11 protein-coding genes and 1 pseudogene are annotated in these 16,147 nt (G+C 66.0%); 7 read left to right on the top strand and 5 right to left on the bottom strand.

Annotation, left to right across the window (positions count from 1 at the left end):
* Window positions 1-500 precede the first annotated feature (500 nt).
* Window positions 501-1,689: pseudogene (locus ACLNGM_RS20115) on the bottom strand (IS3 family transposase).
* A 75-nt stretch (window positions 1,690-1,764) separates the two neighbouring features.
* Here ACLNGM_RS20115 and ACLNGM_RS20110 point away from each other — a divergent pair.
* From ACLNGM_RS20110 to ACLNGM_RS20080, 7 genes are all read left to right on the top strand, one after another.
* Window positions 1,765-2,193: a hypothetical protein gene (locus tag ACLNGM_RS20110; protein WP_416356313.1), complete on the top strand. Its 429-nt coding sequence runs from the start codon at window positions 1,765-1,767 to the stop codon at window positions 2,191-2,193.
* An 864-nt stretch (window positions 2,194-3,057) separates the two neighbouring features.
* Complete coding sequence (locus ACLNGM_RS20105; protein WP_416356312.1) at window positions 3,058-3,702, top strand: hypothetical protein; 645 nt, start codon at window positions 3,058-3,060, stop codon at window positions 3,700-3,702.
* Window positions 3,695-4,543: a GNAT family N-acetyltransferase gene (locus ACLNGM_RS20100; RefSeq protein WP_416356311.1), complete on the top strand. Its 849-nt coding sequence runs from the start codon at window positions 3,695-3,697 to the stop codon at window positions 4,541-4,543. Before ACLNGM_RS20105 ends, ACLNGM_RS20100 begins: the two co-directional genes overlap by 8 nt.
* A 73-nt stretch (window positions 4,544-4,616) precedes the next feature.
* Window positions 4,617-6,485 carry a dipeptide ABC transporter ATP-binding protein gene (locus ACLNGM_RS20095; RefSeq protein ID WP_416356310.1) on the top strand — a complete coding sequence of 623 codons (1,869 nt, stop codon included), beginning with the start codon at window positions 4,617-4,619 and terminating at the stop codon, window positions 6,483-6,485.
* Window positions 6,486-6,562: 77 nt separating this feature from the next.
* Entirely contained in the window at window positions 6,563-8,524 is a 1,962-nt protein-coding gene (locus tag ACLNGM_RS20090; RefSeq protein WP_416356309.1) for an ABC transporter substrate-binding protein, read from the top strand.
* Window positions 8,524-9,522, top strand: a complete 999-nt coding sequence (locus tag ACLNGM_RS20085; protein WP_416356308.1) for an ABC transporter permease — start codon at window positions 8,524-8,526, stop codon at window positions 9,520-9,522. Before ACLNGM_RS20090 ends, ACLNGM_RS20085 begins: the two co-directional genes overlap by 1 nt.
* The gene (locus tag ACLNGM_RS20080) at window positions 9,519-10,679 is read left to right on the top strand and encodes an ABC transporter permease (protein WP_416356307.1); all 1,161 of its coding nucleotides are present in this window, start codon (window positions 9,519-9,521) and stop codon (window positions 10,677-10,679) included. Before ACLNGM_RS20085 ends, ACLNGM_RS20080 begins: the two co-directional genes overlap by 4 nt.
* A 34-nt stretch (window positions 10,680-10,713) precedes the next feature.
* Here the strand turns inward: ACLNGM_RS20080 and ACLNGM_RS20075 are convergent, their stop codons facing one another.
* Genes ACLNGM_RS20075 through ACLNGM_RS20060 form a run of 4 tightly spaced genes read right to left on the bottom strand, consistent with a single transcriptional unit; the run spans window position 10,714 to window position 16,033 of the window.
* Entirely contained in the window at window positions 10,714-11,946 is a 1,233-nt protein-coding gene (locus ACLNGM_RS20075; protein WP_416356306.1) for an adenylate/guanylate cyclase domain-containing protein, read from the bottom strand.
* Window positions 11,947-11,955: 9 nt separating this feature from the next.
* Window positions 11,956-12,810 (bottom strand): MBL fold metallo-hydrolase, encoded by an 855-nt coding sequence (locus tag ACLNGM_RS20070; RefSeq protein ID WP_416358502.1) that lies wholly within the window; start codon window positions 12,808-12,810, stop codon window positions 11,956-11,958.
* 13 nt (window positions 12,811-12,823) lie between these two features.
* Complete coding sequence (locus ACLNGM_RS20065; protein WP_416356305.1) at window positions 12,824-13,288, bottom strand: cyclic nucleotide-binding domain-containing protein; 465 nt, start codon at window positions 13,286-13,288, stop codon at window positions 12,824-12,826.
* 30 nt (window positions 13,289-13,318) lie between these two features.
* Window positions 13,319-16,033, bottom strand: coding sequence for an ABC transporter transmembrane domain-containing protein (locus ACLNGM_RS20060; protein ID WP_416356304.1), 2,715 nt, complete (start codon window positions 16,031-16,033; stop codon window positions 13,319-13,321).
* Between the last annotated feature and the right edge of the window lie 114 nt (window positions 16,034-16,147).

The following is a 16,147-nucleotide window of genomic DNA, read 5'->3' as shown; positions in this document are numbered from 1 at the left end:
AAGAGCTCTCATGACGCCTGGGCCAAAGTCCGGGTCAGGACCACCGCGGTGAAGCGGTCCCTGAATCGAAAGGCCCAGACGGATCGTAGCGCGCCTGGGCCTTCGGCTTTCAGTCTTCTCTGCGTTTTGAGTTCCGCCCTCCCGAAGCCCAAGAACCTCCTTCAGGCATTGGACAACTGCTCAGGAGGATACATGCACGACTTTCTCTCGCTGGTGGCCACCATCAGCCGTACAAGATACCCGCGTCTTTCGTACGAGATATAGCGACCTCGTACGAGATGTGATGATCCGCAAGGCGTGTCGTCCAGATGGATTCTCTCACGGACTGACGAGAAAGGTAAACCTCAACTGAGAGTTCGGCGCCCGATTGTCATACGTGACAATTCCACAACCTGACTTCGCCCGCCGTGGCGCCGAGCCTTTTAGAACCAGAGCCGTCGGACCTATCTCTTCCGAGAAGGTTCCGGTAACTTGATAGCTGGTGACGTGACCCCCGTTTTTCATCCAGCGGGAGCGAGAGTCCTGTCGTGATCTGAGCCATCGTCGATGGCGGTTGCAAGAGGCCGAAGCGCGGAGCTGTTGTTGAGCGCAGCGTTTCGGCCGGTGGTTTTGGTAATGGTGCGGGCAAAGTCCCGAGGCGTCATCCAGCCGAGCCTGGAGTGCGGTCGTTCCTCGTTGTAGTCCCGCCGCCAGGCTTCCAGCACAGCGCGGACATGCGGCAGGGATCGGAACAACGTCTCGTTCAGAAGCTCGTCGCGCAGCCGTCCGTTGAAGCTCTCGATGAAGCCGTTTGGCTGCGGCTTGCCGGGCGCAATGTAATGCCAGCCAACGCAGGTCTCGTTCGCCCATGTCAGGATCGCGTTGGAGGTGAACTCCGTGCCGTTGTCGCTGACGATGGTCGTCGGGCGCCCGCGACGACGCACGATGGCGTCGAGCTCACGCGCAACCCGCAGACCCGACAGCGACGTGTCGGCGACCAGCACCAGACATTCGCGAGTGCAGTCGTCGACCACGGCCAGGATCCGGAAGCGGCGACCGTCTGTGAGCTGGTCGGACAGAAAGTCCAGGCTCCAGCGCTGGTTGGCGGCCATGGGCGTCTCGATCGGTCGCCGTGTTCCCATGGCCCGTTTGCGCCCGCCGCGACGGCGAACGGTCAGCTTCTCCTCGCGATAAAGCCGCTGGATGCGCTTGCGGTTGACGGCATGGCCCTCCCGCTTCAGCAGGACGTGCAACCGCCTGTAGCCAAACCGACGGCGCTCGCCCGCCAACTCCTTCAGCCGTGCTCGGAGCAACCCATCATCAGGTCGCGTCCCCTCGTATCGAACACTCGCCCGGTCCGCCCCGATCACCCGGCACGCCCGCCGCTCGCTCATCTGGAAGGTCGCAGCAAGGGCGCCACGGCCTCCCGTCTGGCGGCGGGCGTCACCACTTTTTTCCCAGAAGATCCTTCAGCGCGGCGTTGTCGAGCATGGCATCTGCCAGCATCCGCTTCAGGCGGCCGTTCTCGTCCTCCAGCCCCTTCAGCCGTCGCACCTCCGACACGTCGAGGCCGCCGTACTTGGCCTTCCACTTGTAGAACGTGGCCGAGCTGACGCCGTGTCTTCGGCAGACCTCAGCCGTTGCAACGCCCGCCTCCTGTTCCCGCAGGATCGCAATGATCTGCTCTTCCGTGAACCGTGACTTCTTCATCCGTCCGTCCCCTATCGTTGGGCGGACTCTAGCCATCCGTGGCTGAAATTCAGGGGGTCACGTCACGGTCAGCGCGTGACCTTCGACAGTCTTCTCAAGACGGAGCTGGAGGCACGGGGGATTCCGATCGATGCCGAGACCAGCCGTGTGGTCCTGCACGGGCCGGAAGGCGTCCGCTTCCCGTCCGCAACGGTGCAGACCTTTGCCCTGGCCCCTCACGAACTCACCACGAACGCCGTGAAATACGGCGCGCTGTCCGGCGGCGAAGGGCGACTGACCGTGACCTGGCTCGTTCGGCCTGGCGGAGCCAACGCGGACCGCCTCCATGTGGAATGGAGCGAGACGGGCGTCATCGACATGCCGGAAGAGGCGGCCGCTGCGCAAGGAAGCGGATACGGTCGAACCCTGATCGAGCAGGCGCTCCCTTACCAGCTTGATGCCATGACGACCTACGTTCTTCTGCCGGACGGCGTGCGCTGCACCATCGATCTGCCTCTTGGATAACAACGAGGCATCACAAGAGGTCTGCTCTCGGTCAGGGCATGGGCCAAGTCGCACGTCTGAAACGGGTCGTATTCGGAAGTGCAGCTTTTCGGAGTGCCCAACCGGAGGCGGATGAGCCGTTCCAACCGCTCGGCACAGACAACCAATCGGTCCTGCGGCCACGTTCTCTCATGGCATCATTTCCCGTTGCGTCCGGGCTGTAGGAGAACGACGCGTCGAAGAATTCGGCGTGAATGCCTCTCGCTTGGCAAGACGAAGATCCCCATTGTTTTCCGAACACCGCTCCCGGGGCTCCCGTCGGCGAATGATCCAAACCTCACGTCTCGCCGCACCGATGCGGCGTCCGGCGATCGCGCCGCAAATGCAGCTTAAGAGATGTTTCCAAACGGGATGCGTTATCATCCTGAGGTCGTCGCAACGATCCGCGACCCTCGTCCGTCGTGGACCGGTTGCCTGAGGTGCAGACTGTTCGGCGCTTTGATCCGGACCGACAGCGGCAGGGTCAGTTCCCTATGCGAAATCAGGCTGAAGCGCACCGCGCCGAGCCTTCGCTTGGCGTCAGACGAATCTCGCCGCAGGTCTGATCCCTGACGGCCTCCGGATCGGTTGACCTGCGGCGATGGTTTGTGGCGAGGTGCGCGGGTTCCAGGTGCCGGCCTTCGCGCTGACGCACCTTCGTGCCGCCCGATGGGCAGGTTCCTGAAAGATATCGATCGCCAACGCATGCAGGCTCCTTCCGAAAACGACCGAGATCCGTGGCTGCTTCTGGAGCGTCGCCTTGCGGAACGGCAGGAGGCCGGATCGTCGTTGCGCGCGTGGTGGCGAGATGACGACGCGACTCGATGGAGCCCTCGGATCGCCCGGTTGCTCGCCCTTGCCGAGGCGAGCCGCTTTCCGGTCGCGCTGGCGACGATCCCGGCATCGTTGGATGAAGGGCTGCCGCGAATGTTCGATGCGGTGTCCTCCCCGGTCACCATTCTCCAGCACGGCTATCGCCACGGCAACGAGGCACGCGAGGGAGAACGTGCTGTCGAGTGCGGTGGGCGGCGGGAGAGCGAGGAAATCCTCGCCGATCTCGGGTGCGGGCAAAGGCGGCTGGCTGAGGTGTTCGCCAACCGCTTCCTGCCGGTCATGGTGCCGCCCTGGAACCGTATCGAGGACCGGATCGCGCGTGCGCTTCCAGCCATGGGCTATGTAGGCCTGAGCGTCTTCGGTTGCGAGGTCGAGGGGCGGCGATCCGGGATGACGGTGGCGAACGCCCACCTCGACGTCCTGCGCTGGAAGGGCGGGGCGCGCTTTGCCGGCGAAGCGCGGCTCCTTTCCGACTTGCACGAGTGGCTGGACGAGAACGGGCCCGAAGCAGGCGCCGCGTTCTGCCTCCTCACCCATCATCTCGATCATGACGAGGAGACCTGGCGATTTCTCGAGCGTCTCGTGCCCCTGTTGGCGCGCTGGGCGGTGCCGGTTTCGGCCAGATCCGTTTTCGTTGGAGGCGCGGCACATGAGTGAGCCCTTCGTTCGTCCGGCAGGCCCGGGCGACATCGACCTGGTGGCGACGTTCCTGCATCGGTTCATGAACGAACGGATCGAGCCCACACGCTGGCGCCGCATCCTCGACGACCCATGGCGACCGGAGGGGCTGGAGCACGGGTGGCTGGTGGAGCATGACGGGCGCATCGTCGGCTTCATGGCGACGATCTACAGCGACCGGCGGACGCGCTTCGGAACCCGGCGCTTCTGCGATCTCGGTGCGTGGTATCTCGAGCGTTCCTATCGCGGTTCGGGGCTCGGACAGGAGCTTCTCGGCGCCGGGATGCAGCGCGCCGACACGACCTATGTGACGCTCACGGCGCGCCGTGCGACAGGCCGGCGCATCCGGGCGCTGGGGTTTTCGATCCTCGACGATCAGCGCGCGCTCTTCCCGCCGAGGCGTCTGCGCTCCCACGGCGCTCTTCGGTTGACCGACGACGTGGCTGCACTCGACGAGGATGCGCGCCGCCGCCTCGCCGACCACGAAGGGCTTGGCCTGTTCAGCGCGGTCGTGGAAGGGGCGGGGAGGCCGGCCCTTGTCCTTCTGCAGCGCAAGCGCAAGGGCGCGGATGTCCTGCACCACGACCTCCTCCATGCGAGCCACGCCGAGCTCCTCGCCTACCATGCGCAGGATCTGGCCGACCTTCTGGTCGAGGAGGGCGTGCTTGCGATCGACAGTCGGTTCCTGTCGGCCGGATCGGGCGTGCCACTCGAGGCGATCCCGCTGCCGCGATGGTTCCGCCCGGTCGGAGAGATCGAGGCGCGCGACGTGGATCTACTCTATAACGAGACGCTTCTCCTCGACTTAAAGCTTCCCTGATCGACCGGCCATCTGCCATGGTGAAGCGGCCGGGGCACTCGCTCCGGACGATCCGTTCGCTGTTCGTGGTTTCATGTCCCCGCTGCTGGCCGTCGAGAACCTTTCGATCGAGTTTCGGACGCTGGAGGGGCGGATCCGTGCCGTCGACGACCTTTCGTTCGATGTCCGTGCGGGACGAACGCTCGCGCTGATCGGAGAGTCGGGCTCCGGCAAGTCCGTCACCGCACACACGATCCTCGGCCTCCTCCCCCGAACGGCGTTTCGCCTGTCCGGTCGCATCCTGTTCCGGGATCCCAAGACGGATGGGTCGATCGACCTGGCGGCTCTCTCGCGCAGCGACCCGCGATACCGCGACATCCGGGGCGACCGGATCTCGATGGTGTTCCAGGAGCCCGCCGCCGCGCTGTCGCCCCTGCACACGATTGGCGAACAGATCCTCGACGTCCTCCGCCGTCATCGTCCCGAACTCGACAAGCGCGGCGCGCGCGCGGCGATGCTGGAGGCCCTTCGCGACGTCGGTTTCCCGGATCCGGAGCGGGCGTCGGCGGCCTACAGTTTTCAGCTTTCGGGAGGCCTCTGCCAGCGCGCCATGATCGCGCTGGCGATCGTCTGCCGGCCCGCCATGATCATCGCGGACGAGCCGACGACCGCGCTCGACGTGACGGTCCAGGCCGAGATCCTGCGCCTCCTTGCGAGGATTCGGGACGATCATGGAACGGCTCTCCTTCTGATTTCCCACGATCTCGGGGTCGTCGCCTCGATGGCCGACGAGATGGTCGTGATGCACCATGGTGCCGCCATGGAATCGGGCTCCGTCCCCGACCTCTTCGCCGATCCGCGCCATCCCTACCTCAAGGCGCTGCTGCGCTCGGTGCCGCGTCTTTCGCGCTCGCGCAAGGAGCGCCTGAAGCCGCTACGGGAAATCCGGACTGCGGACGCGCTGGCAAAGTTCGGCCGGCGGCGCGAACAGGGGCAGGGCGATGTCCTGGTGGAGGCCACCGGCCTTTCGCGTACGTTCCGCTCCCGTAGCTTCGGTGGCGGCGCGCCGATCCATGCGCTGCGCGACGTCGACCTGACGATCCGCCGCCACGAATGTCTCGGCCTCGTCGGCGAGAGCGGCTCGGGCAAGACCACACTGTCGCGCATCCTCGCTCGGGCCGAACGGCCGGACACGGGGCGGGTGGAGATGCGCATGCCGGACGGACGCATGCAGGACGTCTTCGACCTTCGAGGCGACACGCTGAAGGGGTGGCGGCGCCGGGTCCAATACGTCTTCCAGAACCCCTATCTCGCGCTCGACCCCCGGATGAGCATCGAGGCGATCCTCACCGAGCCGCTCGAGATTCACGGGATCGGCACGCGGGCGTCGCGGCGCGAGCGGGCCCGCGAGTTGCTGGCGATCGTCGGTCTGCCGGATTCGCATCTCCAGCGCTTTCCGCACGGCCTGTCCGGCGGTCAGCGTCAACGGGTCGGCATCGCCCGCGCGCTGGCGCTCGAGCCCGAACTCATCCTCTTCGACGAACCGGTCTCGGCTCTCGACGTGTCGGTCCAGGCGCAGATCCTCAACCTCCTGCGCGACCTGCAGCGCGAACTCGGTCTGACCTACCTTTTCGTGTCGCACAACCTCGCCGTCGTGAACTATCTGGCGGACCGCATCGCGGTCATGTCGGGCGGTCGCATCCTCGAGGTCGCCTCTCGCGATGCTCTGTTCTCGCGTCCCGTGCATCCCTATACGCGCCGCCTCATCGCCTCCATTCCGGAGCCAGATCCGGCGCAGCCCATCGATTTCTCCGCCTTCGAAGGCGGCGTGGCGAAGGGGATGTCGGGATGGGGCTGGCCGTTCACCGCGCGTGACGGCGAGGACGAGCCCGGACTCATCGCGCTGAGCCACGATCATTTCGTCCAGGCCTATGAGGATGGCCGCAACGAGATCGCCCGGTGAGCGCGAGGCGGCTTGCGGGCCCTTCGGCCCCATGCGAGCCTCGCCCTCATGCGCACGGCCTGGACGTGCGCTCACATATGGGTCTTCGCGTGCGGATCGGTCCGAGCCTCCTTCGCCTCCTGCTGCCGACGCTCGTCGTCATGGGGTCCTGGTCGATCGTCGCGGCCGCGCCTGCGGACGGCGAACCTCCGATCCTGTCGGATGAGGTCGCACGCGGGGACATTCCCCCGATGCGCGAACGTCTGCCGCAGGACCCGCTCCGCACCGACCTCGCCGCGATGGGGCGCCAGACGGGACGCTACGGCGGCACCCTGCGCACGATCGAGCCGCAAGCTCGCGACACGCGACGCATGGTGGTCTTCGGCTATGCGCGCCTCGTCGGCTATACGCCCGACGGACGCATCGTGCCCGACGTCGCGCTGAGCGTGGATGTCGTGGAAGGCCGGATCTTCACCTTCCACCTCCGGCGCGGCCATCGGTGGTCGGACGGCGAACCGTTCACCTCGGAGGACTTCCGTTACTACTGGGAGGACGTCGCCAACGATCCGCAACTCGGCAAGAGCGGCCTCCCGCGCCAACTACTGGTGCATGGCGCCGGACCGACGGTCACCTTTCTCGACGCCTGGACGATCCGCTACGAATGGGCGGAGGCCAATCCCGACTTCATGCCCGCGCTGGCCGCATCGTTGCCACTCGAGATCTTTCGGCCGGCCCACTACCTCCGCCAGTTCCACAAGCGCTATGCGGGCGCTGCGGAACTTCAGCGCCGCATCGAGGCGGAGGGCCAGCGCAACTGGCAGGCGCTGCACTTCAAGCATGACCAGTCCTACAAGAATACCGACCCCGATCTGCCATCGCTGCAGCCCTGGGTTCTGGTGACCCGGCCGCCCGCCGACCGCTTCCTGTTCCGCCGCAACCCCTATTTTCACCGGGTGGACGCAGAAGGGCGCCAGTTGCCCTACATCGACGAGGTCGCGATGGAGATCGCCAGCGCAGGGCTGATCCCTGCCATGACCTCGTCGGGGCAGACCGATCTCCAGAGCACGGCGCTCACGATCGCGAACTATGCCTTTCTGAAGGCGGCCGAGGGGCGCTCGAACTACGAGGTCCTGCGCTGGCCGAGCGGGCGAGGCTCGCGGATGGTGCTCTTCCCCAACCTCAACACCAGCGATGCCGACTGGCGGACGCTGCTGCAGGCGAGCGACTTCCGCCGTGCCCTGTCCCTTGCGATCAACCGCGAGGACATCGCGCAGGCGATCTACTACGGGCTGGCGCGTCCTGCCGGCGACACCGTCCTGCCGGCATCGCCCTTGTTCACCGAGGCGCTCGCCACGCGCTGGGCCCGTTTCGACCCGGACGAGGCGAACCGTCTGCTCGACGGGCTGGGACTTCAGGCCCGTGACGGTTCGGGAACGCGTCTCATGCCGAACGGGCGAGCCCTCGATCTCGTGGTGGAGTTCGCCGGCGAGGACGGCGAGCAGACGGACGTCCTCCAGCTCGTCGCCGAGGACTGGCGCCGTATCGGCGTTCGCATGCTGTTCAAGGCGGTGGAGCGGGACACGCTGGCCTCACGCCTTGCGGCCGGTTCGCCGCTCGTGACGGTCGGAAGCGGCCTGGAGAACGGTGCGGCTCGGGCCGAGGACAGTCCAGCCGCTCTGGCGCCCACCGACTCGTCCCAGGCGTCTTGGCCGACCTGGGGACTGAACCACGAGAGCGGCGGCAAGCTCGGTGTCCAGCCGACGCTCGCCTTCGCCAGGGAGCAGCTCGACCGCAACGAGGCCTGGCGCCGGACGCTCGACGACGCCGAGAAGCGCCGGATCTGGGACGAGATGCTGCGGGTCGACGCGGACGAACTGCCGCGCATCGGCATCGTCGCCGACGTCGACCAGATCATCGTCGCCACGCGGCGATTGCAGAACCTGCCGCAGACGGGGCGCTGGAACTTCGAACCCGGCGCCTATCTCGGCTCCTACCGTCCCGATACGTTCTTCCTCGCCGACGAAACGACGTCCGCCGCTGCGGCACCGGTTCGACCGTAATGCTGCGCTATCTCCTGTTCCGCCTCGGCACGATGGTGTCGACGCTCCTTGTCTCCAGCATCCTGATCTTCACCATCATCCAGCTTCCGCCGGGCGACTATCTCACCAACTCGATCGCGGAACTGCGGGCCGAGGGGGAAGCGCAGGCGGAGGAAAAGGTCGCGTTCCTGCGCGAACAGTACGGGCTCGACCAGCCTTTGCCCGTGCAGTACCTGCACTGGATCAGCGGCTTCGTCCAAGGCGACTTCGGCTACTCCTTCGAATATGCCGCGCCCGTTTCCGAAGTGATCGGCGACCGGGTCTTCCTGACGCTCGTCCTCAACTTCGTAACCGTCCTCTTCGTGTATCTCGTGTCCTTTCCGCTCGGCCTCTTCATCGCCCGGCGGAAGCATGGTTTTGCGGATCGCTCGCTCACGCTCACTGGCTATGTCGGGCTTGCCACACCGAACTTCCTGCTCGCGCTGATCCTGCTCTACGTCGCCAACGCGATCTTCGGCGTTTCAATCGGCGGCATGATGGATCCCGCCTACCTCGGTCAGCCGTGGTCGACCGGGAAGGTCGTGTCCGTTCTGGCCCACTTGGTGGTTCCGGTCGTGGTGATCGGATTGTCCGGAACGGCCGCGATGATCCAGCGCCTGCGGGCCAACCTCCTCGACGAGCTGCGCCGTCCCTACGTGGTCGCGGCCACGGCCCGTGGGCTGTCCGACGGGTTCGTCCTGCGAAAGTACGCGCTGCGTTCGGCGCTCAACCCCTTCGTCTCCGATATCGGCGATCTCCTGCCGCAGATCGTGTCCGGCTCGGTGATCATCTCCGTGATCATGTCGCTGCCGACCACGGGACCGATGCTCCTGTCCTCGCTTCGCAGTCAGGACATGTACCTGGCGGGGTCCTTCCTGATGTTCCTGTCGATTCTCACCGTCACGGGTATGCTCGTCTCCGACGTCGCGCTGGCGTTGATCGATCCGCGCCTGCGCCTAACCGGGCGACGCGGCCATTGAGCGAACCGGTTCCTCACTGGGTCAGCACCCGCCCGTTCGATGCCGAGCGCGAGACAGGCGAGCATACGAGCGTTCGCGCGGACTATGCGCGCGCTTCGAGCCGCCGTCTGTTCTGGTGGCGCCTGCGCAGCCGTCGCCTTGCCGTCGTCTCGCTCGCGTTTCTCGTGGTCTCCTATCTCGTGGCTGCGACCGCCGAATTCATCGCGCCGACCGGTGTGGCGACGCGCGACACGCGCCACATCTTCATGCCCCCACAGCCGGTCCATCTCTTCCATGACGGCCGGCTTCTCGGCCCCTTCGTCTACGCGATGAAGGGAGAACTCGACATGGATACGCTGCAGCGCCACTATACGCAGGATCGAACCAAGCCCCAGCCGCTCCGCTTCTTCTGCCGCGGCGAGCCCTACCGCTTCTGGGGCATCTGGGACGCGGACCGGCACCTCTACTGCGCGCCGGAGGGCGGGACGGCTTTTCTCCTCGGTTCCGATCGGCTCGGGCGCGACATGGCCTCGCGCCTCGTCCACGGGGCCCGGATCTCGCTCACGATCGGGCTGCTGGGCGTGACGCTGACCCTTGCGCTCGGGCTGCTCTTTGGCGGTCTCGCGGGCTATCTCGGCGGTCGGGCCGATTTCTGGCTGGGACGAACGACGGAGATCCTGCGCTCCCTGCCGCACCTGCCGATCTGGCTCGCCCTGTCCGCCGCGCTCCCCGTGACGATGAGTCCGCTCCTCGTCTACTTCGCGATCACGGCGATCCTTGCCTGCCTCGAATGGCCGGGGTTGGCGCGCGCCGTGCGCTCCAAGCTCCTCTCCCTGCGCGAGGAGGACTTCGTTGCGGCGGCCGAGATGATGGGCGCGGGTCCGGCGCGCATCATCGCGCGGCACCTCCTGCCGAACTTCATGAGCCATATCGTGGTGTCGGCCGCGCTCGCGATCCCCTCGATGATCCTGGCCGAGACGGCTCTTAGTTTCCTGAATCTCGGCCTGCGCGCGCCGATCACGAGCTGGGGCGTCCTTCTCACGGAAGCCCAGAACATCGAGGCGGTGGTGCTCTACCCCTGGCTGCTCCTCCCCATGGTTCCGGTCATGGCGACCGTCCTGGCCTTCTCCTTTCTGGGAGACGGGTTGCGGGACGCGCTCGATCCCCTGTCCGAGTGACCGGGGTTGTGCCCGAAGATCGCTCCGGGAGCGGCTAGGCCCAGGATCGCGTGTCGTCGGCCAGGAGGCCGAACAGCTCCGTTTCGTGATGCGTCCCCCTCAGGGTGAAGGAGCCGACCCGCCGCCAGTGCGCCGCCGCGACATCGACCACTTCGCTCGTCGCCAGCACCGGCACGCCCAGACGCTTGGTCTCCTTCTCGATCCGTTCGGCCTCGTTGACGGACGGGCCGATCACGGAGAAGGAAAGCCGCTGGCGGATGCCGATATTGCCGAGCCGGACCTCCCCGACACACATCGCCACGCCGAAGTCGAATTCCACGTCGCCTGCCTCGCGGCGCCTGGCATTGACGGTCCGGCGGGCCCCGCGCGCCGTGCGGGCGGCCGCGATGCCCTTCCTGATGGCGGCATCCTGCGTCAGCTTGCCGTCCTGGATCGGAAAGATGGCGAGGACCGCGTCGCCGATGAAGGCGAGGATCTCGCCGCCCGCCTCCATCGCCGCTCGTCCTGTACAGTCGAAGTAATCGTTGAGAAGGGTCAGGTAGCAGTCTTCGCTGAGGTCTTCCGCAAGCCCCGTGGAATTGCGCAGATCGGACAGCCAGACGAGCGCCCGCACCTGACTGCCGCTTCCCAGGCGGATGCGGCCGCCGAGGACCTCTCGGGCGATGGTCGGGCCGAGATACGTATCGGCGACGCTCGTGATCAGCCGGGGGTAGATCCCGAGCTTGCAGACCAGCGACATGTAGCGCTGCAGCTGCTTCAGGGTTTCGACCACCGTGTCGTGGAAGCCGCCGGGGGCGCGGGTCGCCCAGGTCACATAGAGGCCGAGGTCGTCCGCGCGCAGCGGCAGGACGGAGCGCCCCATGAACATGTTGGTGCGCAGATTGATGAGGTCCGTGAAGCCGTCCGCGCGCAACTCCTCGAAGAGATCGAACGCAAGCGCCCCCGTCACATCGAGCCGGCCCCGCAGGAAATCCAGATCGTGATCCAGCATGTATTTGATCGGACTGCGCAGATACTCCTGCGACTCCTCCTCCTGATGGACGAAGCGTTTCGTCTCGATGCCGCGCCCCGACGTCCACAGCACCGTTTCGGCCTCGAAGAGCGGATGGAGTGTCGACCAGGTCATGCGGCACCGGTCGATCGGCACGCCGACATGGTTGAGCTTGTTGGCCAGTCCTTCCAGCATGGGTTCGAGCGGCTTTTCCGCCAGCGCCTGCTGGATGAGCCAGTCGCCGATCTCGAGTATCTTGGACGTCTTGAGCACCATGGGCGGACCTTAGATCTCCGGCGCGCGAGGCAGCGCCGGCAGATCGATTTCCAGGCCCGGCCGTCCGGCGACGGCGCCCGGCAACAGGGTCTGCATCTCGCGTTCGATCCGGGCGAGGTCGTCGTCCGGCCGCTTGTGGGAATGATGGAACAGCACGAGGCGCCGAACCCCGGCGGCCAGGGCGAGGCGCACGCCTTCCTCGTAGGTCGAGTGGCCGTAGCCGACGTATCGAGGCAGTTCCTCGTCGGTGAAGGTCGTGTCGAAGATCAGGACGTCCGCCCCGGCGATGAACGTCTCGAGGGCGACGTCGCGCATGCCGGGTCGATGCTCGTGATCGGTCGCATAGACCACCGAGCGCCCGTCGCTCTCCACACGGTAGGCGACGGCGCCGTTGGGATGGGTGAGTTCATGGGTCGTGATGCGGATGCCGGCCGAAGGCTGCAGCATGTCCGTTGGCCGGAACGTCACGTACTCGATGTCCGCCTTGAACTTTTCGAGGCCCACGGGATGGAACGGGGCACGCAGGAAATCCTCCAGGAGCGCCCGGCAGTTCCGCCCGTCCTGCATGTGGCCGGCATGGATGCGAACCCGGCAGGCTGGATTGTAGAAGGGGAGGAAGTAGGGAAAGCCGATCACGTGGTCGTAGTGGGCATGGCCGAGGAACAGGTCGATCTCGCGCTCGCCGGACGCCATGAGCCGGTTGCCGAGATCCACGATCCCGGTTCCGGCGTCGAAGATCAGAACTCGCCCTTGCGCCTCGATCGACACGCAGCAGGTCCGCGCGCCGTAGCGCGACGGATCTTCCGGAGCGATGGGAACGGTTCCGCGTGCGCCCCACACGGTGAGGCGCATTCCCGCCTGCATGATGCTCAAGACGTCACGTGGGAAGCGCGGCCGCCGCGCGGGCCGATACGAGTTCCGCCGATGTCCGGTTGAGGCGCATCGCCATCTCGCGCAGCATCACGCGCGCCATGGAAGGGAATGCATCCAGCATGTCGGACAGGCACTCCTTGCCCATGCGCAATGTGGCGAGATCGCCGACGGCGCGCACCGTCGCGGTCCTGGGAATGTCGCACAGGATACCGATCTCCCCCACCACCTCGTGCGGCCCCAATCGTGCCAGTTCGATCTCGCCTATCGGCGAATCGGCCACGACCATGGCCTCGCCGGCGAGGATGAGATAGGCGCTGTCGCCAGTATCGCCCTGGTGGAACAGTGCGTCCCCATCCGAGAACCGCATCACCTGCGACGTGAAGGCCACGAGTTTCAGTCGACTGAGCTCGATCCCCTGGAACAGGGGCGTGCGCCGAAGGACTTCGACTTCGTCCGCAAGAAGACTCATGATCGCTGCTTCCTTCGCACGTGCTCGAAGTCATTGCGGCCCGGGAGAGGACGATAGGACAAGCTCGCTTCGGTCGGCAAGACTGTCGCTCGTCAACTGTCCACGCTCGAAACGCACGATACGGTCGAAAAGTTCGGTCTCGATCGGCGCGCTCGGAACCCAGTACATTCCGAACGGGCGGCCCGCGTCCCGCGCGAGCTGAAGAACCGACCTCAGGATACGCGCCTGCGTGTCGGCGTCGAGAGCGGACAGGCATCGGTTGGCGACAAGATAGTCGGGCGCCTTCAACATGGCGCGGGCCAGCGTCACCTTCTGCTGCTGCCCGAGACTCAGTCTCTTGGCACCGGCTCCCAGGTCGTATTCCAGCGCCGTCCGGAGCACGACGGGACCGAGGTCGTAGGCGTCGATCGATGCGTCGAGCAATTCGTCGATGCGGGCGCTGGTCTTGGGAGTGGCGTTCGCCACACGGCCGAAGACGATGTTGTCCTTGAGCGTTGCGGCGGGATTGAACCGATCGGGCTCATGAAATTCGACGCCTTCGCGCACCATCTGCGACGCGGTCTCGTGAAACAGCGTCCGTGCCTCGATGACGCGCGCGCGCAGGGTATCGTCCACGAGGCCGAGGCGATACCGCGGCTCCACGTAAGACAGGGCCAGCCGGATCAGCGCGCCGCGATCCTCGTCGGATTCCGCGGTGCGGCCGCTCGATCCCAGCCGGACGACGATCTGCCGGTAGAAGTCGATCTCATCCGGGCTGATGATGTCCATGCGCCGCAGCATCGGGTCGTCGGCGCCGATCTCGCCGAAGAGTTCGACCAGCGTCATCGCGATCTTGAGGCCCATCTCGACCAGCGTCCTGTCGAGGCCGAGACGTTCCAGGACGCGGCGAGCATCGGATCGTATCAGGAGCCGGGTGGCTGCGATCTCGTCCTGACGCGCGGCCCCGAAGACGAGGTTCTCCATCAGCGTCGCATGGTCGAGGAAGGCGCCGGGATCGAACCGCTCGACCATGGAGTCGAGCTTCTCCTCGCGCAGCCGCGCGGCCAGATGCTTGCGCGCCAAGACGATCCTAGGGCCTGCCTTCGCCGTCAGCCATTCGGGGACGCGACTGGAGAGGCCGAACCGGGTCAGGTCCCGTCTCAGTTCCACGGCGACCAGGATCTGCTCGATGCGGGCAATCTCCTCGTCGGGCTCCGGCGACAGCGCGGACCGATCGATCCAGTCGTCGTTGGGGTCGAGGAGACTGTTGCCCGACTGCAGCGCTTCCGTTCGCATGCGCGACTCGGAGCGGGTCGTCGCCGGCCGGGCGTCGTGCAGCGGGTGATGCATCAGCGGATAGAGCAGGGCTTCGCGCAGGTTGGAGCGCGGGTAGTAGGATGCCGGCTCGGCATAGGCGAGGCGCCGACCGGTGACGGATTCCGGCCACGCTCCGAGCGGCCGACCCGACAAGTTGATCAGGCCGGAGGCGAGCGGCGCGAGGCCCGCCAGCGCTTCGGCGACGACCTCGGCGCCATCGCCGAGAGGGCCGACCGCGGCCAGCCGCTGGTGGAGCGGCAAGTCGAGCGAGACCCCACTGACCAGCGCTGCGCCCGTGTCGTCGCGGATCGTCGCCTCGATCAGCTGGAATCCCCCATCCAGCCGTTCGGAACTTGCAGCGATCGGGGCCTGCGTCGCCGGGTCGAGGAGGCCGTCGATATCGAACTGCTGGGCGACCTGATCGTATTTGACGTCCACGTCGAGGCGCATCAGGTCCCAGTCGATGAGATCCTTGAGGGGGGCCGGCAGTTCGCGATAGGCGGCGATCACCGCGACGAGTTCCCCGATGTCGATCTGGCCACGGATCGCGAAATAGCCGCCGAACATGTAGAAGATGAACGGCGTCGCCTGCGACAGGAAGTTGTTCAGGAATTTGACGAAGAACTTCCATTGGTAGATGTCGAACCGGATCAGGAAGATGCGGCCGAGCTGCTCCGAGATTCGTGCGCGCACGATGTTCGACGTGTCGTTGGTGCGGATCGTCGGCATGCTTTCGATGATCTCGCCGACCGAGCCTGCGAGGCGCCGGGCCGTCAGCTGCCGCTCCCGACCGAGGATCAGAAGCCGACGGCGCATGCGGGGGATCAGTATCGCCTGGAAGGCGGTCACGGCGAAGGCGACGGCGCCCAGCGTCCAGCTCTGAAGGAAGATGAAGATCATCGCCGTCAGGATCTGGCTCGAAAGATAGAGCGGCTGGACGAAGGCGTCGCCGATGAAGCCGCCGATCGGCTCCAGTTCGTCCTTGATCATGGAGGCGACTTCCGCCGGTCGGATGCGGCGGAACTGGCGGATGGGAAAGCGCAGGACCCGGTCCACCATCTCGTAGCGCATGCGCCGCAGCATCCGCTCGCCCAGGCGCCCCTTGTAGGTGTTCAGATAGAACTTGAACGCCCCGTTCACGACGACGAACAGGAGGAACAGGGAGGACAGGACGAAAAGGGCCTCCATGCGCTCGAACGGCGTGCCGTCGAGAAGCACGAGGTGGTCGCTGCCACCGAGAAAGCCGGGCAGGGGAATGGTGAGCCGGAAGTAGTCGACCGTCGCGCCCGCGCCCTCGAACCCTTCGCCCTGGATCGGCCCATTGATGATGAGCTTCGGAAGGTTCAGCGACAGGAAGAACGGGATGACGGAGACGACGACCACCACCAGCATCCAGATCTGTTCGCGTCGCGTATGGCGCCAGATGTACCGATACAGGGAGGTTGCCATGGGATGCGATACCGGCTTCGGACGGGCATGTAGGTTTCCGCGCTAGGAGCGCAGCAAGCCTCCCGCCCGTCAAGGCGGCAGCGCGGACGGCCCTGCCGGCCTTCTGCAAGGCGC

Origin of the sequence: Aureimonas phyllosphaerae (genome assembly GCF_047943035.1) — a bacterium.
GTDB lineage: Bacteria > Pseudomonadota > Alphaproteobacteria > Rhizobiales > Rhizobiaceae > Aureimonas > Aureimonas phyllosphaerae.
Note: the sequence above shows the minus strand (reverse complement) of the source record. Positions and strands in the feature narration are given on the sequence as shown.